This window comes from Pseudoxanthomonas sp. PXM04 (genome assembly GCF_014851695.1).
In the GTDB taxonomy this organism is placed as follows: Bacteria; Pseudomonadota; Gammaproteobacteria; order Xanthomonadales; family Xanthomonadaceae; genus Pseudoxanthomonas_A; species Pseudoxanthomonas_A beigongshangi.
The window spans coordinates 102797-123901 of the sequence record NZ_JACVAG010000001.1 but is presented as its reverse complement, the minus strand read 5'-3'; the positions used below and the strand labels follow the sequence as shown (position 1 = coordinate 123901).

Genomic DNA, 21105 nt, shown 5'->3' with positions numbered 1-21105 from the left:
AAGCTCCGCTCTACGGCGCAATCGACGGGTGTCGGCGGCAACGGTACGCACCTATGAAAAAGGCCGGGCTCACGCCCGGCCTTTTTCGTGACTCACGACGGCAAGTCCGTTCTCAATCCAGCGACTTCACCGCCTCGACCACCTTCTCCACAGTGATGCCGAAGTGCTTGTAGAGCGCTTCCGCCGGCGCGGAGGCACCGAAGCTCTCCATGCCCACGACCGCGCCGTCCAGGCCGACATACTTGCGCCAGAAATCGGTGGTCGCCGCTTCCACCGCCACGCGCTTGCGCACCGCCTTCGGCAGCACCGCTTCGCGGTACTCGGCCGGCTGACGATCGAACACGTCGGTCGACGGCATCGACACCACGCGGGTCTTCAGGCCTTCGGCATCCAGCGTGGTCTTGGCCTGCATGGCCAGGCCCACTTCCGAGCCGGTGGCGATCAGGATCACGTCCGGGGTGCCGGCGGCATCGGCCAGCACGTAACCGCCGCGCGCGATGTCGGCGACCTGCGCTTCGCTGCGCGCCTGGTGCGGCAGGTTCTGGCGCGAGAAGACCAGGCAGCTCGGGCCGTCGCGGCGGACGATCGCCGCCTTCCACGACACCGCCGACTCGACCGCGTCGCACGGGCGCCACACATCGTTGTTGTGGATGTAGCGCAGCGACGCCAGGTGCTCGACCGGCTGGTGGGTCGGACCGTCCTCGCCCAGGCCGATGGAATCGTGGGTGTAGACGTGGATGGCGTGGGCCGGAATCAGCGCGCTCATGCGCACCGCGTTGCGCGCGTAATCGCTGAACACCAGGAAGGTCGCGTCGAACGGCAGGAAACCGCCGTGCAGCGCCAGGCCGTTGCTGATCGCGGTCATGCCGAACTCGCGCACGCCGTAGTACACGTAGTTGGCGTTCGGATCATCGGTGGCGACCGACTTGCTGGCCTTCCACAGGGTCAGGTTGGAGTGCGCCAGGTCCGCGGAACCGCCGATCATTTCAGGCAGCAGCGGGGCAAACGCTTCGATCGCCAGCTGCGAAGCCTTGCGCGAGGCAATCACCGGGCCTTCGGCCTGGGTCTTGGCAATGAAGGCATCGGCGGCGGCCAGGAAGCCTTCCGGCAGGTCGCCATGCGAGCGGCGGCTCAGTTCCGCGGCCTGTTCGGGATACTGCGCGGCATACTTGTCGAACAGCATGTTCCACTGTTCCTCGCGCACCAGGCCGGTGTTGCCGGCGCGCCAGCCATCGTAGATTTCCTGCGGAATCTCGAACGGGCCATACGGCCATTCCAGCGCCTTGCGGGTGGCTTCCAGTTCTTCCTTGCCCAGCGGCGCCCCGTGCGAGGATTCCTTGCCGGCCTTGTTCGGCGAACCGAAACCGATCGTCGTGCGGCAGCAGATCAGCACCGGCTTGTCCTCGGACTTCAGCGCGGTGTCGATGGCGGCCTTGATCTCGACCGGATCATGGCCGTTGACGTTGCGCACCACCTGCCAGCCATAGGCTTCGAAGCGCGCCGGGGTGTCGTCAGTGAACCAGCCATCGGTGTTGCCGTCGATCGAGATGTGGTTGTCGTCCCAGAAGCAGACCAGCTTGTTCAGGCCCCAGGTGCCGGCCAGCGAGGCGGCTTCGTGCGACACGCCTTCCATCAGGCAGCCGTCGCCCATGAACACCCAGGTGCGGTGATCGACGATTTCGAATTCGGGACGGTTGAAGCGCTGCGCCAGCAGCTTCTCGGCCAGCGCGAAACCGACCGCGTTGGCGAAACCCTGGCCCAACGGACCGGTGGTGGTTTCCACGCCGGGGGTTTCATGGCGTTCCGGATGGCCGGCGGTCTTGCTGTGCAACTGGCGGAAATGCTTGAGCTCTTCCAGCGGCAGGTCGTAGCCGCTCAGGTGCAGCAGCGCGTACTGCAGCATCGAGCCGTGACCGTTGGACAGGATGAAGCGATCTCGGTTGAACCAGTGCGGGTTCTTCGGGCTGTGGCTCAGGTAATCGTTCCAGAGCACTTCGGCGATGTCGGCCATGCCCATGGGCATGCCCGGATGACCGGACTTGGCGGTTTCGACCGCGTCGGCGGCGAGGAAACGGATGGCGTTGGCGAGCTGGCGGCGGGAGGGCGTCGTCATGGGGAGATCGGGGCTTTGGAGTGGCGCGCCGGAATGCGGGCCGCCCATTGTCCCATAGACCGGCGGCCGGGCAGAAACGGCGGAATCGCCCGGCGAACCGAATCCCCCCTTGAATCAGTGACTTGCGGGGACCCAGGATTTCCTGTCTTCAGTGTTTCCCGGCCGCGAAACGCCGACGCCCCGCGATCGGCGGGGCGTCGGGAGCGGATTCGGCCGGATCAAGAACTCAGGTGTGCCCGCGATCGGTTTCGCCCTTGGACACCATCGCCGCGATCGCGATGTCGCCGGTGACGTTGAGGGTGGTGCGGCACATGTCGAGGAAATGGTTGACGCCCAGGATCAGGCCGATGCCCTGCGGCGGTACGCCGACCATGCCGCAGATCATCGCCACCACCGGCAGCGAGCCGGACGGCACGCCGGCCGTGCCGATGCCGCCGAGGATGCACACCAGCATCACCAGCACCTGCTGGAACAGGGTCAGGTCCACGCCGAAGAACTGGGCCAGGAAGATCACCGTCACGCCCTCGAACAGCGCGGTGCCGTTCTGGTTGGCGGTGGCGCCGACGGTCAGCACGAAGCGCGAGATCCGCGGTGGCAGGCCGAGCTTCTCTTCCGCCACCCGCAGCGAGGTCGGCAGGGTGGCGTTGCTGGACGCGGTGGAGAACGCCAGCACCATCGCTTCCTGGGTGCCGCGGAAGAACGCGCGTGGCGAGTAGCCGCCGATCGCGCGCAACGCGATCGAATAGACCACGAACAGGTGCAGGGCCAACGCCAGCACCACCACGCCGACATAGCTGGCGAGCTTGAACAACAGGTCCCAGCCGAACTTCGCGGCCAGGTCGAACATGAAGCAGAACACCGCGTACGGGGCCAGGCGGATCACCAGGCCGATCAGGGTCATCGACACGTCGAACAGACCCTGGATGCCCTCGCGCAGCGTATCGGTGGCCTTGCCGGGCGTCAGCACCATGCCGATGCCCAGCATCAGGGCGAAGAACATCACCGCCAGGATGGTGTTGTCGGCGGCCGCCTTGATGACGTTGTCCGGAACGATCGATAGCAGCATGTCGAGCCCGTGCGGCTGCTCGTGCGTGCTGGCGACGATGGCACTGGCGCGTTGCGCCCCCTCGGCCAGCAGGTGCTGCGCGGTCTCGCGGTCAATGCCGCTGCCCGGTTGCAACCAGTTGACCAGCAGCAGGCCCAGCACCACCGCGATGGACGACATCAGCACGGTATAGCCCAGGGTACGCCAGCCTACTCGGCCGAACGCCCGGATATCGCCCATCTCGGAAACGCCGACCACCAGCGCCGAGAACAGCAGAGGCACCACCAGCATGAAGATGAGATTGAGGAACAGCTGGCCAATCGGCCCAGTCACGTAACTGGTGATCAGCTGCACCCATGGCATGCACTGCCAGGGCAGATCGGCGGCCCCGGCGACGCAGGCCGGATTGCCGGTGCCGGCGGCGGTCAGGTGGCCGATTCCCGTCATGTACACCAGCAATCCCATTGCCAGGCCGGCGATGAAACCGATCGCCATTTTCCAGTGCAGCGGTAGCTTGTTCTTGCCGGTGGTCGGGGCTTCGGTCATGAGGGATGCCTTCGGAGCGAAGCATCCAGCTTAGCAAACCTGCCCGGGCCGGCCGTTGTGCGCCTGCGTCAGTCCGCTCAGGCCGGTGGATACAACGGCGGCAACGGCGCCCGCGGCGGTGTCACCTCCTCATGCCAGCGGGGACCGTCGGCGAATGCCGTTCTCAGCGCGCCGCGGGCGGCACTGCCGTCGCCATCGGCCCATCGGGCCCGCCGCAATTGTTCCACCGCATCGCGTTGCGCGGGCGGTTGCAGGCGCCGCACGAGTTCGTCCAGATCCGCCGCGGGCGGGCTGGCCATGCCGCGCAGCACTTCGCCCACCTCGTCCAGGCTGCCGGTATCCAGCGCACGCTTGAGATCCGGCAACGCATGGCGAGGCGCCGGCGCCGTGCGAGCGGCGCCGTCATGCGCCGGCGCCGTCGCGGGAGCACGCCGGCGCTGGAGCGCCCATACCAGGGTGATCAGCCAGAGCACCGCGAACGCCACCGCCAGCCCTGGCCAGACGCCATCGCCCGCGAGCGCGCGGCCGTCCCCCGCCGGGCCGATCAGCGTGGCGGGCGCGGCACCGGGCATGGTGGCCGCAGGGGCGGGCGCGCCGGCGGCCACCTGCAACGGCAGATCCGGCAACCGGGCCGTTTTCGCCGCGCTGGCCGCCACGTCCCACCAGGGAATTCCCAGCCCCGACACCATCAGGCGTCCCGGGCGATCCGGCACCACCGCATAGCGCTGGGTCCACTTCACCTGCGGCGTGCCGCCAGTGAAGGTCTCGTCGTATTGAATCGGTTCGGCGAATACCTGCGCGCCCGGCACCGATGGCACCGGCATCTCCGGAAGCTGCGCCCGCGTGGCGCCCTCGGCAACGCCTTCCACGACCAGCGTCGCCGCCTCGCCCACCCGCGCCGCCGTGGGCGCGCCGACATAGCGCACGCGCAGATCCCGCAGCGGCAGCCAGGGTTGCGGCGCCCCTGGTGGCTGCGCGCGCACCACCAGTGCGCGCGGCGCACCGGCAACCCGCAACTCACGCCGCCCGTTGCCGACCAGATCGTCGAACCAGCCGCCCGCGCCGCGCCCGTTGAACCGGGGCGCCGGCAGGGTCACGGTTCCACTGCGCTCGGGCACCAGCAGGAAGCGCCTTTCGATCAGGTTATAGCGACGGCCGTTGATCTCCCGGCTGCCTTGCACGTCGTCGCCGATCTTCTGCAGCACCGCACCATCCGGCGCGTCCAGATCCAGTTCGCCGGACACCAGCGGTACGCCATAGAACAGGCGCAGCACCACCCCCACGCTCTGCTGGACATAGGGCGTGGCGTCGTCCACTTCGGTTTCCAGGAACACATCGGCATTGCCCGCGCGCGTGGCGACCGGCGGCGCGGGCCGGACGGTTAGCGCGATGGGCGCGGTGCGCTGTTTTCCGACCTGCAAAGGGGGAATGACCAGATTGCCTTCACGGCGCGGCCGCAGCGTGATCTGGTAGGTCACCCGCGAAGCGCTGGCGCCGTTGATCATTTCGAACGAGCGGCCGCTGCTCTGGTCCAGCAATTCGAAGTCCTGCATCAGCGGCGTGAGATCCGGCGCCGACGCCGCGCCCGTCGACTGGACGGTCAGCGCCACCGTGTCACCGAGATCGATCGGGTTGCGATCCAGGCGCGCCTCTACCTGCGCCTGCGCCGGCCATGCGGCCAATGCCAGCACGAGCCACATCAACACGCCGATCGGATGTCGCCACCACGCTCTCATTGCCCTTCCCTCATCCGACGTTCGTGTTCCAGCTGGAATTTGGCCTTCAGCAATCCGCCCGGATCATCCGGCACCCGCTTCAACCAGGCCTGCAGGGCCTGGCGGCGCTCGCGTTCGGCGGGCGTCTCGTCGGCGGCCTGGCCCGTCGAAGCCTTGCCGTCACGCTTTTCCGGCTGCCGCGCGAGCGCCTGGCGCATGCGCTCGCGCTGGGCCGCGTCGGCGGCCTGCTGGGCCTGCGGATTCGCGGGTGAATCCGGCGGCTGCGAGGCCGTCCGCGCCGGGGATTGCGCCGAATCCGCTTGCGGCTGCGGCGGTTTGCCGGGTGTCGCCGGTGGTGGCTGCCCCTGCTGCTGCGAGGCGGCGGCATTGTTCGCCGCGCGCGAAGCGTTCGGCGAAGCGCCGGCGTTGCCGGCGCCGCGATCGGAGGAATTCCTGCCCTGCTGTCCCTGCCCTTGCTGGCGTTGCCGCGCCTGTTCGACCGCGCGGCGGTTGGCAATCGCATCCTGCATGCCCGGCTGCCGCTGCAACGCCCTGTCGTAGGCGCCGATGGCCTCGTCGTAGCGACCCTGCTTGGCCAGCGCGTTGCCGAGGTTGTACTGCGCTTCGGCATTGTCCTGACCGGCGAACGCCTGTTCCGCCGCGGCGAAGTCGCCCTTGCGGTAGGCCTGCACGCCCTGTTCCATCCGCGCGTGCTGCTGCTGATCCGCACGGCGCCACCAGTTGCCATCGGCGGCCTGAGAAGGCTGTGCCCACAGCAACGAGCAACCGGCGAGCAGCATCAATGCGGCGCCACGACGGAAGGCGAGCAGCATCAGCAGCATCAACGGAGGCAACAACCAGTAACCCTCGTCCAGCCACGCCTTGCCGCGCGTACCGGATGGACTGGCGGCGTCGATGCTGTCAGGCGCCAGCACGCCTAGCGCTTCCAGATCCGTACTCTCGCGCGCCAGTACCTCGAAACGTCCGCCTCCGCGCTGCGCGAGCTGGCGCAACGAGGCCGCATCCAGCCGTGTCCGGGCCAACGCGCCATCGCGCGCGCGGTAGGCCGCTCCGGCTTCGCTGCCCAGGCCCAGCACGGAAACACGATAGCCCTGCCGGGACGCCCGGGCCGCCGCTTCGAGCGCGGCCGCGTCCGCATGATCCGCCATCAGCAGGATCTCGCCGCGGTCGAAACCCGCTTGCTTCAGCAGCCGCGCCGCCCCCTCAATCGCACGATCCATCCGCTGCCCATCGGCCGGCATGACGTCGGGAGACAGCGCGTCGAGGAACAACGCGACGTTGTCCGCATCTTCGGTCAACGGCGCCACCGTGAACGCATCGCCCGCGTACGCCACCAGCGCCACCTGCCCGCCTTGGCGCTGGCGCAGCAACGTGGCCAGCTTGCCGCGCGCCTGCAACAGGCGCGACGGCGGGAGATCGGCGGCTTCACTGGCGCTGGACAGATCCAGGGCGATCACCAGCGGAGCGCGTTGTTCCCACAATGGCTGTTCGCCCTGGCGCCAACTCGGTCCGGCCAACGCCACTATCGCCATCGCGAAACCCAGCGCCAGCAGGATCGGCGCGATCCAGCCGGCGCGTCCCGCGCCGGCGAGCAGGTGCGGCAGCAGGTGCGCGTCCACCGCCTGCCGCCAGACATTCGCCCGCCGTTGGCGCAGCCGCCAACCCGCGCCGATCAGCGGCGCCAGCAGCAACAACCACAGCAATTGCGGACGCAGGAAATGCAGCGATTCCATCCATGTCGTCATGCGTGCCTCCGTGGCAATGCGAAGGCGAGCAATCCCACGCACAGCGCCGCCGCCAGCGGCAGCGGATAGCGTTCGACGCGCGGACGCACCTGTTCACCGGGCAGTTCCACCGGTTCCAGGCGGTCCAGCTCCGCATAGATGCTCGCCAGCTGCTCGATATCGCGTGCGCGGAAGAAGCGCCCGCCGGTCTGCTTGGCGATGCGCCGCAGGGTGTCCTCGTCGATCTCCTCTCCGCCAGCTCCCGGCAACGGCACCGCCATGCCGAAGAACGAAGTCATGCCGCTGCCGCCAAAGGCGATGGTATGCACGCGCACGCGCGCCTGCGCCGCGAGTTCGGCCGCCTTCAACGGCTCAAGCATGCCGGCGGTGTTCACGCCATCGGTCAGCAGGATCAGTACGCGCTGCCCTTTCTCCTGCGCCGCCAATCGCTTGACCGCCAGGCCGATCGCATCGCCCACCGCGGTTTCCCTGCCGGCCAGTCCCACCACGCTGTCGCGCAATTGCTCGCGCACGCTCTGCCGATCCATCGTCAGCGGAGTGAGCGCGTAGGCGCGCTGCCCGAACACGAGCAGGCCCACCCGATCGCCGGCGCGGCGGTCGAGGAAGTCCGCGAGCACCGCCTTGGCGGCCGTCAGCCGATCCACGACACTGCCGCCGAGCTCCATGTCGGCCTCGCTCATGCTGCCGGACAGGTCCACGGCCAGCATCAGGTCACGTCCGCTTTGCGGCGGCGTGACGGCCTCGCCGAAAGTCTGCGGCCGGGCCGCCGCCGCGCACAGCAGGAACCAGGTCAGCCAGGCCAGCGCCGCCACCCGGCGCTTGCCCAGGAATCCATGCGTCGCCGCGATGGCCTGCAGGTTTCCACCATAGGGAACACGCAGCGCCGCCGAGGTGCTCCGGACCGGCGGCAGCAACCAGCGCATCAGCCACGGAAGCGGAAACGCCAGCCACATCCACGGCCACGCGAATCCGGCGTACGCGTCGCGCAAGACCTGCAGCAGCGGCCAGTCGCCGATCATCGCTTGCCCGCCATCAATTGCAGGAAACGCGCACGCGCCAGTCCACGCAGGCGCGCGACCGCATCGGCGTCGACTTCCCGTCGATAGCCGCCATCCAGCAGCAGGCGGCCCTCCCCCTGCGAGAACGCTCCCGCGGTGTCGCCATCGAGGAACCGCAACCAGGCTTCGCCCGACAGGCGGGTCGCGACGGAATCGGCCTCGCGCGCCGCACGACGCAGCAGATCGGACATCGCCGCCACCTGCGCGGCCGGTGCGTCGCCCAGGCCGCTCTCGTCGAACCAGCGCAGCCACTGGCGCTGGCGCCGGCTTCGACGCCAATGGCGCGCCACGAAAAACAGGACGACCACCGCCAGCAATCCCGCCAGCAACCACCAGCCGGGCGCCAGCGGCCACCAGGCCGGCGCGGGCGGCAGATGGACATCGCGCAGGACCAGATCGGCCGGCTTCATCAGGCCACCTGCGGTGTCGGTGCGCCCGCGGGCAGCCAGGATTCACTTGGCGCATCGCCACGCAGGGCGTAGGCACGCACGCCACGCAGCGGCAACCCGCGCACCGCGGCCTGCATGGGTTCCGAAAAGAACCGCTGCCAGCGTTGTCGCTGGGCGGCGTCGGCCAGATCGAGTTCCACCCGGCTTCCACCGGCCTGGAACGGAAGCGCGGACGCCGGCGGCGAGGCTTCCAGCGCATCGAACAGCATCACCACGCTGATCTCGTGATGCGCGGCCCAACGCGGCCAGTCACTCTGTGGAATGGCCGCGACACTGTGCGGATCGGCCAGCACGATCATCCGCGAGCCGGGCCGCAGCAGGCGCGCGGCATGATCCAGCGCCACCGCCAATCCCTGGTCGTCCGTGGGCGGACGCTCGTACCAGCGCACCAGCGCATCCAGCACGCGCAGCGCTCCCCGCGTTCCGGACGCCGGCGGCACCGGCGGCTCGGCGGCGGTACCGCGCAGCGCCGCGACGCGATCACCGTCGCGTATCGCGCTCCAGGCCGCCACCGCGCCGGCGCGCGCGGCCTGGGTGGATTTGAAGCGTACCCGGGTGCCGAAATACAGCAGCGGCGAAGTATCGGCCACGATCAGCGTCAGTCTTTCGCGTTCGGCCTGGAACAGCTTGGTATGGGTCCGCCCGCTGCGCGCGGTCAATCGCCAGTCGATGTGGCGCACGTCGTCGCCGGGCACGTACTCGCGCGATTCGGCGTATTCCATCCCCCTTCCGCGCAGGGTCGACGCTGCCGGCCCGGTGATCGAATGCCGACCGTGGCGCGCCGGCTTGCGTCGCTGCGCGGTGGCGCGCAGCGCGACCAGTTCGGCCAGGGTCGGGGCGATGCCGTCGCCGTTGATCGCCATGCCGGTTCCCTCAGGGCAACGGCACGATGTCGAGCAGCGCCGCGACCAGGCGATCGCCATCCCAGCCTTCGGCGGTGGCTTCGTAGCTGGGCAACACGCGATGGCGCAGCACGTCCGGGGCGATCGCGCGCACGTCCTCCGGCGTCACGTAGTCGCGTCCGGCCAGCCAGGCACGCGCGCGCGCGCAGCGTTCCAGCGCGATGGAACCCCGCGGGCTCGCGCCCCATGCGATGCGCCGCGCCAATTTCGGGTCGTAACGCGCGGCGTCGCGCGATGCGAGCACGAGTTCGATCAGGTAGCGCTCGAGTTGCGGCGCCACATGCAGGTCCAGCACCGCCTTGCGCGCGGCGAACACGTCTTCCTGCGGCATCCGGGTCAGTGTGGCCGGCACCGGTTTCAGGGTCTGCTGCGCGCGCTCGCGCGCCAGACGCAGGATTTCCGCTTCCGCGGAAGCCTCGGGATAACCGATGCGCACGTGCATCAGGAAACGATCGAGCTGGGCTTCCGGCAACGGGAAGGTGCCTTCCTGTTCGATCGGGTTCTGGGTCGCCATCACCAGGAACAGTGCCGGCAACGGATAGGTGTGCCGGCCGACCGTGACCTGGCGCTCGCCCATGGCCTCCAGCAACGCCGACTGCACCTTGGCCGGCGCGCGGTTGATCTCGTCGGCCAGCAGCAGCGGGTGGAAGATCGGTCCCGGCTGGAATTCGAAACGGCCGTCCTGGGGACGCCACACCTCGGTGCCGGTCAGATCGGCGGGCAGGAGGTCCGGGGTGAACTGGACCCGGGCGAAGTCCGCCTCCAGCCGGCCCGCCAGCGCCCGGACCGCCGTGGTCTTGGCCAGGCCCGGCGCGCCCTCGACCAGCAGATGCCCATCCGCGAGCAGCGCAATCAGCAGGCGCTCGATGAGCGCGGCCTGGCCGACGATGGTGTCCGACAGGTCCTGTCTCAACGCGGTGAACGCGGCATGCAGGCGCCCCTGCTCGGGCGGCGGAAGCGGCGCGGAAGCGGAATTTTCCATCGGGAGCGGCTGTGCGGAATCGGAGGGCCATTGTGACCCAAGGAAAGATGGATTGGTTCAGCCAGCCCCATCCACCGGTTTAGCCCGCGTGCACCTGGTCCCCGCCGTCCCGGAAACGCGGACGGGGGCCGAAGCCCCCGTCGTCATTCCGATGGCGGATTGCGCGTGCTTCAGTTGGCCGCGCGCGACAGCGCCTGCTGCGGTGCCACCCGAAGGACCTTCGGGGTGACGAAGATCAGCAGCTCCGCCTTTTCCTTGTTGCGTCCCTTCTTCTTGAACAGGTTGCCCAGGAAAGGGATGTCGCCCAGGAACGGCACCTTGGCGATGCTGGTGCGATCGGTGAACTCGTAGACGCCGCCGATGACAACGGTCTGGCCATCGTCGACCAGCACCGCGGTGTTGATCTCGCGCTTGGCGATTTCCGGCACCGAACCGAAGTCGCCCATCTCGATGAACCGCAGCACTTCGTCCTTCTTCACGTTCAGCGACAGGAACACGCGATTGTCGCTGGTGATGGTCGGCACGACCTTCAGTTCCAGCACGGCTTCCTTGAACTGCACGGTGGGCGTCAGCACGCCGGTGCCGCCGCCGGTGACGGTCAGGTAGCCGACCTCGCGGCCCTGCTTGATGACCGCTTCACGCTGGTTGGTCGTGACCAGGCGGGGGTTCGAAATCACTTCGCCACGGCCCTCTTCCTGCAGCGCCTGCAGTTCGATGTCCAGGTTGAAATTGCGGCCCAGCAGCGTGTAGGCGATGGACGCGGGCGTCCCCAGGGTATAGGTCTTCGCCGGCAGGTTGACGTTGAGGCCGCGATTGGCCGGCGACGTCCCCGCATCCGGCAAGCCGCTGCCGATCGTGCCGGTGTTGTCGCCGTTGTTGTAGCTGCGGCGTCCACCGATGCCGAATCGCGCGCCCAGATCGCGGGCAAAGCTGTCGGTGGCGATCACGATGCGGCCTTCGATCAGCACCTGGTCGACCGGGCGGTCGATCACGCTGATGAGCTCGCGCATCTGCGCGATCTTCTTCGGGATGTCGTTGATCATCAGCGTGTTGGTGCGCTCGTCGGCAACGATGCGCCCGCGCGGCGACAGGAAGCTGTTTTCCTGTTGACCGCCCGGGCCGCTGCCGCCGGAGCCACCGCTGCTGTTGCCGATGCCCTTGGCTTCGGTGATGGCTTTGAAGATCGCCGCGGCGTTGTGGTAGTTGATCTGGATGTAGTCCGTGACCAGGTCCTCGCGATTCTCGATCGCGATGCGCGCGTCTTCCTTGTCCTGCTCGAACTTGGCCAGTTCCGGCTGCGGGGCCACCCACATCACGCCGCCATCGCGCCGCTTGTCCAGGCCCTTGGCGCGCAGGACGATGTCCAGCGCCTGGTCCCAGGGCACGTTGACCAGTCGCAGGGTCACATTGCCCTGCACGGTGTCGGAAGCGACGATGTTGAGGTTGGATTCCTCGGCGATCAGCTGCAGGACCGTGCGGACCGGCACATCCTGGAAATTGAACGTCACCGGGCGTCCCCCGTAGGCGCGGGCGTTCTGCGTGGCCGCCACCTTGGCCGCCGCGCTGGCGACCGTACCCGCCGCCGTACCGCCGGGCGCTCCCATAGCCGGCTTGTCCGCCCGCGGGGCGATTTCCACCACGTATTCGTTGCCGGTCTGGTAGGCCAGTGATTCGAAGGCGCCCTGGGTGCTGAGCACCAGCTGGGTACCCTTGCCACTCGGGCGGGCGTCAACCCGCTGCACCGGGGTGGCGAAGTCGACCACGTTCAGGCCGCGCTGCAAGGTGGCGGGAATCTCGGCATTGCCGACGTCCACCACCACCGAGGAGCCCAGGTTGCGCAGGTCGGGGGCCGCGCCGGCCCGGTCGAACTTGACCACCAGCCTGCCCGCGCCGTCGTCGCCGCGGCGGAAGTCGATATTGGTGATGGCGACCTGCCCGGCTGCCGGCGTGGCGGCCGGTGCCGTGGCTGGCGCGGTCGCCTGGGGTACCGGATTGGCCGCGCCGGCAGCGCCCGTGGCGACCAGCAGGCCGATGGCGAAACCCAGGCCCTGGATCCTGAGCGAAGCCAGGCGCCGGATCGGCCGCAGGCCATTAGCGTTTGAAGCGGTCATCGTGTTTCCCCCAATCATTGATCTTCAAGCGCAACCGAAGCGGGCCGTTCCAGCCAGCCGCCAGCGCCATCCGGCACCAGTTCGACCATTTCGATGCCGTCCTCGCGTACCGCGGTGACGCGACCATCGCTCTGGCCCATGTAATTGCCCGGCCGGATCCGGTAAGTCACCTTGTCCGGCGCCATTACCAGGGCAATCAGGCCCGGTCCTTTGCCGATGGTCCCCACCATGTCCAGGCTGTCCAGCGGATACTGCTCGAGGGTTTCCTTGCGGCGATTCGGGTCGGGCCGCAGGCCCCCGTTGTCCACGTTGCTCCAGGCATTGCTGAATGGATCACGCAGGCTCTGCGCGGCATATTCGAAGGTTTCGAACTGCTGCATGACCGGCAGCGGATCCAGCGGAGGCGCGGGACGGGCGCGTACGTCCGCCACCCACTTCTCCAGGTTGGGCGCATCACCCGGCGTACTGGTGACGCCACGCGCGCAGCCCGCCAGCAACACCATCAGGCAAGCCAGGAACAAGGGGCGGAAAGCGGAGTGCATGTTCTTCACTTCTTCCCAGCCTTTGCCGCATCGGCGGCGGCCTTCTCCTGGTCCTCGATTTCCTTCTCGTCGAGGTAACGATAGGTTTTCACCGTACCCGACAGTTCAAGCGCGCCGCGGCTGGTGATGGCGCCCTTGCCCTCCTTGGGCTTGAGCGAGATGTCGTGCATGGTCAGGATGACCACGCGCGGCAGCGAAGCCACGCCGCTGACGAAGGCACCGAACTGGTGGTAGCTGCCGACCATGCGCAGGGCGATCGGCTTCTCGGCGTAGAACTCCTTAGGCGTCTCCGGTCCGGGCTGGAACAGCTCGTTGGACAGGCCGCTGGACAGCGCCGTCTGCGAGATGTCGATGATCAGGTCCGGCATCTCGGTCTTGCTGGGCAACTGGCGCAGCATCTGCTGCAGCACCTGCTCCATCTGCGCCAGTTGCTGCTTCAGCGGGCCCAGGTTGGCGGCACGCCCCTGCTTGTCCTCGAAGTCACTACGCAGCGTGCTCTCCTGGCGTTCCAGTTGCACGAGATCCTGGCGCTTGCCCTTGATCACCAGCAGATAGGCCATCACCACGATGAACAGGCCGACGATCACGCAGAAACCGATCTTGGCGTTCTGCGGCCAGGCGCCGATGTTGTTGATGTCGAGATTCTTGAGCGATGTCTTTTTCTGGCTCATGACGCATTCCCCGGGCTGTTGGCGGGCGTCTGGGCCGGAGTCGAGGGAGCGGCCGGAGTGGTGGCTGGCGCCGCCGGTTGCGAGGCGGGCGCGGGAGCGGCGGCCGGTGCCTGCCCGTCGCCGGGAGCCGCCGGGGTGGCCGGCGCGGCGGCGGCGGAGGGTGCTTCGACCGCACTGGCTTCGGACAGCGCTGCGCTTTCCGCAGTCTGGCCGTCCTTGCCTTCCGGGGCATTCGGGTTGGCCAGCCGCACCTGCAGGTTGAATACGTAGGGCAGCGAACTGCTGATCCCGCCGGTCAACGCCTTGGCATCCTCCGCCTTGGCTTCGATGATCGCCAGGTCGGGCTTGGTCATCCAGCCGGAGCCTTCCAGGTTGCGCATGTATTCGCTGACCCGGGCGTTGGACTGCGCGCGTCCTTCCAGGGTCAGGACCTCGCCTTCCTGCTTGATGTTCGACAACGCGACGCCATCGGGGATGGTGCGCACCAGCGAATCGAACAGGTGGACCATCTGCGACCGGTTGGCCTGCAGCTGCTCGATCACCTTCTTGCGCGCCAGCAGGCGGTCCTTCTGCTTGTCCAGCGCCTCGATTTCCTTGATCTGGGATTCGACCTTCTGGATCTCGCCGGTCAGGAAATCATTGCGCACCATCTGGCCGCTGATCTGGCGGTCGTAATGGAACCAGAGCAGGAATGACAGCAGCACGCCGCCCAGCGCGGCGAGGCCCAGCATGGCGTAGAAATCTCGCTGCCGCTGCGCGCGCCGTTCGGCACGCCACGGGAGTAGGTTGATTCTTGCCATCAGTCGAAGCTCCTCAGCGCCAACCCGGTGGCAATCATCAGCGCCGGAGCATCCTGGGCCAGCGCATGGGCCTGGACACGCGGCCCGAGGGTCATCTGCGAGAGCGGATTGGCCACCACCGTCGGCACGCCGAGTTGCTCTTCCACCATTTCCGGCAGGCCGGACAGCGCGGCGCAACCGCCGGCCAGCACGATCTGGTCGACCCGGTTGAATTCGCTGCCGGCGTAGAAGAACTGCAACAGACGGCTGATCTGCTGCACCGTGGCTTCCTTGAACGGTTCCAGCACTTCGACTTCGTAGCTTTCGGGGAGCCCACCCTGGCGCTTGGCCAAGCCGGCTTCCTCGTAGGTGAGTCCGTAGCGGCGCATCACCTCGTCGGTCAGCTGCTTGCCGCCGAACACCTGTTCGCGGCTGTACAGGCTGCGGCCGCGACGCAGGACGTTCAGGGTGGTCATGGTCGCGCCGATGTCGACCAGCGCCACCACGCCGTCCTGCGGAATCGGCAGTTCGTCGGCGATCAGCGCGAAGGCGTTCTCGACCGCGAAGGCCTCCACGTCCATCACCCTGGCGGTCAGCCCCCCGAGTTCCAGCGCCGACTGGCGAAGCTCGACGTTCTCCGAGCGCGAGGCCGCCAGCAGCACCTGCACCATCTCGGGATTGTTGGGCATCGGGCCGAGCACCTCGAAGTCGAGGTTCACTTCCTCGATCGGGTACGGGATGTAGTTGACCGCCTCCAGCTCGACCTGGGCCTCGAGATCACTCTCGTCCAGGTCGGCGGGCATCGGGATGATCTTGGTGATGACGGCCGAGCCGGCCACCGCGGCGGCGGCGTGCTTGACCTTGGTTCCCGCCCGCGTCACCGCGCGCCGGATGGCCTCGCCGACGGCCTCGACCTCGACGATGTTCTTCTCCACCACGGCATTGGGCGGCAACGGTTCGACCGCGTAGTGTTCCACGCGGTAACGGTTACCCACGCGGGAAAGCTGCAGGAGCTTGACCGCGGTCGAACTGATATCGACGCCGACCAGCGGCGCCTGGCTTCTTGGGATTAGCCCCACGGTCTTTCCCCTTCCGACGGGCACTGGACGGTACTTCTACCGGCCACATTAATAACCAACTCTTTACGCTTGGCAACCTGAGTTTTCGTGGCTGTGCGGCTTGTCACGGTTCACGAAGGTTGTCACCCAAGTTACTGTTCCCCCTAGGATCGCCGGTGGCAACCCCAGCCGTCATCTATACTCTGCCCTTGAGAATTCTGCAATCGGATCCCTCTGGATGCCCCGTTTCCGCCGTCTCTTCCGCTGGGCCCTGTTCGCCGGCCTGGCCCTGACCCTCGCCGGCCTGGCCGCCATCGGCATCCTCTATTACGTGGTTTCGGCCAAGGTTCCGGACATCCAGTCCCTCCGCAGCGTCGAGCTGCAGGAACCCCTCTACGTCTATGCCAGCGATGGCCGGCTGATCGGCCTGTTTGGCGAGACCCGCCGCTATCCGGTGTCGATCAAGGATGTCCCCGAGCCGGTCAAGCGCGCCTTCATCGCGGCCGAGGACTCGGATTTCTACAAGCACAACGGCGTGGACCTGACCGGCGTCAGCCGCGCGGTCTGGCAGATCCTCAGCCGCAAGGAAGGACGCGTCGCCGGTGGCAGCACCATCACCCAGCAGGTCGCCCGGCAGTGGTTCCTCAGCTCCGAATACAGCTACACGCGCAAGCTCGTCGAAATGATGCTGGCGATGCGCATCGAAAAGATGCTGAGCAAGGACGAGATCCTCGAGCTCTATCTCAACAAGAGCTTCTTCGGAAACCGCTCCTACGGCGTGGCCGCGGCCGCCGAGTACTACTACGGAAAATCGCTTGACCAGTTGACCCTGGCAGAGACCGCGACGCTGGTCAGCGCGCTGAAGTTTCCCTCCAGCGGCAACCCGATCAGCAACCCGGTGCGCAATCACCAGCGCAGCGTTTACGTCATCAACCGGATGCTCGAGGACCGCTACATCACCCCGGCGCAGGCGGCGGAAGCCAAGGCCGAACCGATGCACGCGACGCCGCACGAACGCCCGGTGGAGGTCTACGCGCCCTACGTCGCCGAGATGGTCCGCCAGGAAATGATCGCCCGCTTCGGCGGCGACGTCCTGACCAAGGGCTATCACGTCACCACCACCATCGACGCGACCCTGCAGGCCGCCGCCGACCAGGCGGTGCGCGAGGGCCTGCAGTTGTACGACCGTCGCCACGGCTGGAACGGCGTGGAGCGCCATTTCGATGTCGCCGCCGACGCCGATGCCAAGGCGCTGGCCGGGCAACTGTCCGGGATACCGCCGCAGGGCGGCATGCGCCCGGCCATCGTCGCCGCCACCGCCGCCGACGGCAGCGCCACCGTGGTCCTGTCCGACGCCAGCGAAGTGGTGTTGCCGCCGTCGGCCAGCCAGTGGACCGGCAAGGCGCCCGGCAAGCTGTTCAAGCGCGGCGACTTGGTCCGGCTGAAGGCCGGCAAGACCGAAGGCAGCTATATCGTCGACCAAGTGCCCCGTGCGCAGGCCGCGCTGGTATCGCTGGACGCCGACACCGGCGCGCTGCGCGCGCTGATCGGCGGCTACAGCTTCGCCGGCAACAAGTTCAACCGCGCTACCCAGGCACGCCGCCAGCCGGGTTCCAGCTTCAAGCCGTTCCTGTACGCGGCGGCCTTCGAGAAGGGCTTCAACCCGGCTTCGATCGTGCTCGACGCGCCGGTGGTGTTCCGCGATCGCCGCGGCCACATGTGGCGCCCGCAGAACGATGGCGGCGGATTCCGCGGCCCGATGCGCCTGCGCGAGGCGCTGGTGCAATCGCGCAACCTGGTGTCGGTGCGCCTGCTCGACGCCATCGGCGTGGACTTCGCGCGCAAGTACATCAGCCAGTTCGGCTTCGAGGAAGCCGAACTGCCGCCCAACCTGTCGATGTCGCTGGGCACCGCCTCGCTGACGCCGATGTCGGTGGCGCGCGGCTACGCGGTGTTCGCCAACGGGGGTTCGCGGGTCACGCCCTGGTTCATCGACGAGGTCAAGGACCGCGAAGGCAACGTGCTGTTCAAGGAAAAGCCGGCGGTCGCCTGCCGCGGCTGCGGCGGCACCTCGCTGGGCAACGCGGCCGCGCCCGCCAACGACGTGGTCGACGGTTTCAATTTCGGTCCCCAGCAGGCGTCTGCACCCAAGCCCGCGCCGGCCAAGCCGGCCGCGGCCGCGCCCGCGCCCGCCAAACCGCCGATCCAGACGGCCGACACGGTGGCCGCGCCGCGCGCCATCGACGAGCGCACGGCCTACCAGCTGGTCTCGATGATGCGCGACGTGGTCCAGCGCGGCACCGGCACCGCGGCCAAGACCCTGGGACGCGAAGATGTCGGCGGCAAGACCGGCTCCACCAACGACCACCGCGACGCCTGGTTCTCCGGCTTCGGCGGCACCTACGTCACCACCGTCTGGGTGGGTCGCGACGACTTCCGCTCGCTGGGTTACCGCGAATATGGCGGCAAGGCCGCGCTGCCGATCTGGATCGACTACATGCGGGTCGCGTTGAAGGACAAGCCGATCGCCGCGAACGACCCGCCGGCCGGCATGGTCCAGGTCACCACCAACGGCGCGACGGAATGGGTGAAGGCCGAGGACCTGGAACGCATCGAGCAGTTCGACGACTTCGGTCCGGAAGACGCGGTGCCGGACGAGGAAGCCTTCGACATCTTCTGACGCCGCTTGCGGCCGAATCGGTGGATCACCCGGTGATCCACCGATTTACATTCACAATCCTTGGTGTACAGTCGCCGCTAGTTTCGACGCGGAGGCTCGCCATGCACCACGCCCGTCAGCACGCCGAAACCCGCACCCGCGAACGCCGCCGGCGGCTTGCCCACGAAGCCGCCCGGCTGATGGCCGAAGGCGGCATCCGCGACTTCCACCAGGCCAAGCTCAAGGCCGCGAACCGGCTCGGCATCCACGACGACGCCTCGCTGCCCCGCAACCGGGAGATCGAAGACGCGTTGCGCGAGTACCAGCGCCTGTTCGTCGGCGAGGCGCATACGCTCGGCGTACGCCGCCGCCGCGAGGCCGCGCTGAGGGCGCTGGAATTCTTCAATGGCTTCTCGCCCCGGCTGGTAGGGCCGGTCCTGGATGGCACGTCCGACAACAACGCCGCCGTGCAACTGCATGTGCACAGCGATGATCCGGAGGCCGTGGCCCACTTCCTCGAAGAGAACCGCATGCCCACCGAATCCCGCACGCGCCGGCTGCGCCTGGATCGCGAGCGCAACCTCGATGCGCCGGTATGGCTGTTCAGCGCGGAGGAACTGAGTTTCGACGTGACCGTGCTGCCGCTGGACGCCCTGCGCCAGGCGCCGCTGTCGGGCATCGACGAAAAGCCGATGCGCCGCGCTTCCGCGACACAGTTGCGGCAGATACTGGCCGAAGAGGAAATCGCCGGTTACGAGTCCGGCATGCAGGGCTGAGCGCGGCAGGGGGCGGCATCGAGCACCTGCTTCCCGCTTCCGCCGCAATGCGCCCCCCGGCAGGACGCGATCGATTCACCTTGCTGAAAAAGCAAACGCCCCGCGAAAGCGGGGCGCTGCGTTTCGGTGCGTCATCGATGCGGCGGATTGCTCAGCGCTGGTCGATGCCCTTGTAGTCGCGCACGTCGTAGCCGGTGTAGATCTGGCGCGGACGGCCGATCTTGGCTTCCGGGTCGACCTGCTGTTCCAGCCAATGCGCAACCCAGCCGGCGGTGCGGCCGATGGCGAACATGACGGTGAACATCTCGGTCGGGATCTTCAGCGCCTTGTAGATGATGCCGCTGTAGAAATCGACGTTCGGGTACAGCTTGCGCTGGATGAAATAATCGTCCTTCAGCGCGGCCTCTTCCAGCTTCAGCGCCACTTCCAGCAGCGGATCGTTGACGCCGAGTTCGCCCAGCACCTTGTGGGTCATCTCGCGGATGATCTTGGCGCGCGGATCGAAGTTCTTGTAGACGCGATGGCCGAAGCCCATCAGGCGGAAGCCGGATTCCTTGTCCTTGGCCTTGGCGACGGCGCTGTCCACCTTGTCCGGCGTGCCGATCTCTTCCAGCATCTTCAGCACCGCCTCGTTGGCGCCGCCGTGCGCGGGGCCCCACAGCGCGGTGATGCCCGCGGCGACCGAAGCGTACGGGTTGGCGCCGGTGGAGCCGACCAGGCGAACGGTCGAGGTCGAGGCGTTCTGCTCATGATCGGCGTGCAGGATGAACAGCAGATCCAGCGCCTTGGCCACCACCGGGCTCAGTTCCAGTGGCTCGCTCGGCACTTCGAACATCATGTGCAGGAAGCGGTTGACGTAGTCCAGGTTGTTGCGCGGATAGCGGATCGGCCAGCCGATCGAATAACGATAGGCGGCGGCGGCGATCGTCGGCACCTTGGCGATCAGGCGGATGGCGGCCAGGCGGCGCTGTTCCGGATCTTCCAGGTCCAGGGTGTCGTGGTAGAACGCGGACAGCGAGGCCACCGTGCCGGCCAGCATCGCCATCGGATGCGCGTCGTAATGGAAACCGTGCAGGAAGTTCTTCAGCGACTCGTGCATCATCGTGTGATGCGTGACTTCGTGATCGAACTTCTCGAACTCCGCCTTGCTCGGCAGTTCGCCGTTCATCAGCAGATAGGCCACTTCCAGGAAGCTGGAATTCTTGGCCAGCTGTTCGATCGGGTAACCGCGGTACAGCAGCACGCCGTTGTCGCCGTCGATGTAGGTGATGGCCGACTTGCAGCTGGCGGTGGCGGTGAAACCGGAGTCGTAGGTGAAGAGACCGGTTTCCTTGGTCAACTTGGAGATGTCCACGCAGTTGTTGCCCAGCGTGGGTTTCAGGACCGGCAGGTTGACGGATTTGTCGCCGGCGGTCAGCGTGACCTGGTCGAGTTCGGACACAGTGTGCGCTCCTTCGTGGGGAAGCACCGGCCGCTTGCACGGGCGGTGTGTGACGGGAGTCCGGAGGGGGTTCCTCGGATAACGTCGATTATCGCACACGCGGTTTGGAGTCGTCGCTCGGTTCCAGACCAAACTCAGACCAAAGCATAAGGCGCCGCGCAACGCGCGTTACGCGAAAGACGGAAATGCAAACGGCCGCGCACCTGGCGCGGCCGTTGCAGGACGAACCGACCGTTCGCTCAGCGCGCGTAGCGCTTCTGGAACTTGTCGATGCGGCCGCTGGTGTCGATGACCTTGTGCTTGCCCGTGTAGAACGGATGCGAAGCGGAGGAAATTTCAACCTTGATCAGCGGATAGTCGTTGCCGTCTTCCCACTTCGTGGTTTCCTTGCTGCCCAGGGTCGAGCGGGTCAGGAACTTGAAATCGGAGGTCACGTCGTGGAAGACGACTTCGCGGTAATCGGGATGGATGTCGGCCTTCATGGCGGGCACA

General features: G+C 67.4%; 17 protein-coding genes. 2 read left to right on the top strand and 15 right to left on the bottom strand.

All coding sequences use genetic code 11. The features are described 5' to 3' along the window. Positions 1–112: 112 nt before the first annotated feature. The 13 genes from tkt to IB228_RS00580 form a co-directional block, all read right to left on the bottom strand. A complete protein-coding gene (gene tkt, locus IB228_RS00635) occupies positions 113–2113 on the bottom strand; it encodes a transketolase (protein WP_192197286.1) in 2001 nt (666 codons plus the stop codon). A 226-nt stretch (positions 2114–2339) separates the two neighbouring features. Then, the gene (locus IB228_RS00630) at positions 2340–3704 is read right to left on the bottom strand and encodes a dicarboxylate/amino acid:cation symporter (protein ID WP_192197285.1); all 1365 of its coding nucleotides are present in this window, start codon (positions 3702–3704) and stop codon (positions 2340–2342) included. 77 nt (positions 3705–3781) lie between these two features. Further along, positions 3782–5404 (bottom strand): BatD family protein, encoded by a 1623-nt coding sequence (locus IB228_RS00625; RefSeq protein ID WP_225562236.1) that lies wholly within the window; start codon positions 5402–5404, stop codon positions 3782–3784. 32 nt (positions 5405–5436) lie between these two features. Next, complete coding sequence (locus IB228_RS00620; protein ID WP_192197283.1) at positions 5437–7185, bottom strand: VWA domain-containing protein; 1749 nt, start codon at positions 7183–7185, stop codon at positions 5437–5439. Next, entirely contained in the window at positions 7182–8204 is a 1023-nt protein-coding gene (locus tag IB228_RS00615; RefSeq protein WP_225562177.1) for a VWA domain-containing protein, read from the bottom strand. Before IB228_RS00615 ends, IB228_RS00620 begins: the two co-directional genes overlap by 4 nt. Continuing rightward, entirely contained in the window at positions 8201–8653 is a 453-nt protein-coding gene (locus IB228_RS19695) for a DUF4381 domain-containing protein (protein ID WP_225562176.1), read from the bottom strand. The genes IB228_RS00615 and IB228_RS19695 overlap by 4 nt, the downstream gene beginning before the upstream one ends. After that, positions 8653–9555: a DUF58 domain-containing protein gene (locus IB228_RS00610; RefSeq protein WP_183644316.1), complete on the bottom strand. Its 903-nt coding sequence runs from the start codon at positions 9553–9555 to the stop codon at positions 8653–8655. Before IB228_RS00610 ends, IB228_RS19695 begins: the two co-directional genes overlap by 1 nt. 10 nt (positions 9556–9565) lie before the next feature. Further along, on the bottom strand, positions 9566–10576 hold the full coding sequence (locus tag IB228_RS00605; RefSeq protein ID WP_183644319.1) for a MoxR family ATPase: 1011 nt from the start codon (positions 10574–10576) through the stop codon (positions 9566–9568). Positions 10577–10746: 170 nt separating this feature from the next. Continuing rightward, positions 10747–12687 carry a type IV pilus secretin PilQ family protein gene (locus tag IB228_RS00600; protein WP_183644322.1) on the bottom strand — a complete coding sequence of 647 codons (1941 nt, stop codon included), beginning with the start codon at positions 12685–12687 and terminating at the stop codon, positions 10747–10749. Positions 12688–12701: 14 nt separating this feature from the next. Then, entirely contained in the window at positions 12702–13229 is a 528-nt protein-coding gene (locus tag IB228_RS00595; RefSeq protein ID WP_183644325.1) for a pilus assembly protein PilP, read from the bottom strand. A 5-nt stretch (positions 13230–13234) separates the two neighbouring features. Then, positions 13235–13900, bottom strand: coding sequence for a type 4a pilus biogenesis protein PilO (gene pilO, locus IB228_RS00590; RefSeq protein WP_141453983.1), 666 nt, complete (start codon positions 13898–13900; stop codon positions 13235–13237). Continuing rightward, positions 13897–14700, bottom strand: a complete 804-nt coding sequence (locus IB228_RS00585; RefSeq protein ID WP_192197281.1) for a PilN domain-containing protein — start codon at positions 14698–14700, stop codon at positions 13897–13899. Before IB228_RS00585 ends, pilO begins: the two co-directional genes overlap by 4 nt. Continuing rightward, positions 14700–15758, bottom strand: coding sequence for a pilus assembly protein PilM (locus IB228_RS00580; RefSeq protein WP_343205581.1), 1059 nt, complete (start codon positions 15756–15758; stop codon positions 14700–14702). The genes IB228_RS00585 and IB228_RS00580 overlap by 1 nt, the downstream gene beginning before the upstream one ends. 217 nt (positions 15759–15975) lie before the next feature. Between IB228_RS00580 and IB228_RS00575 the strand changes: the two genes are divergently transcribed. Together IB228_RS00575 and IB228_RS00570 are read left to right on the top strand one after the other, a co-directional pair. Further along, positions 15976–18417 (top strand): penicillin-binding protein 1A, encoded by a 2442-nt coding sequence (locus tag IB228_RS00575; RefSeq protein ID WP_192197280.1) that lies wholly within the window; start codon positions 15976–15978, stop codon positions 18415–18417. 101 nt (positions 18418–18518) lie between these two features. After that, positions 18519–19172, top strand: coding sequence for a hypothetical protein (locus tag IB228_RS00570; protein WP_192197279.1), 654 nt, complete (start codon positions 18519–18521; stop codon positions 19170–19172). A gap of 151 nt (positions 19173–19323) precedes the next feature. Here the strand turns inward: IB228_RS00570 and IB228_RS00565 are convergent, their stop codons facing one another. Continuing rightward, a complete protein-coding gene (locus IB228_RS00565) occupies positions 19324–20613 on the bottom strand; it encodes a citrate synthase (protein ID WP_141453990.1) in 1290 nt (429 codons plus the stop codon). Positions 20614–20852: 239 nt separating this feature from the next. Next, the gene (locus tag IB228_RS00560; RefSeq protein ID WP_141453991.1) at positions 20853–21095 is read right to left on the bottom strand and encodes a type B 50S ribosomal protein L31; all 243 of its coding nucleotides are present in this window, start codon (positions 21093–21095) and stop codon (positions 20853–20855) included. Positions 21096–21105 lie beyond the last annotated feature (10 nt).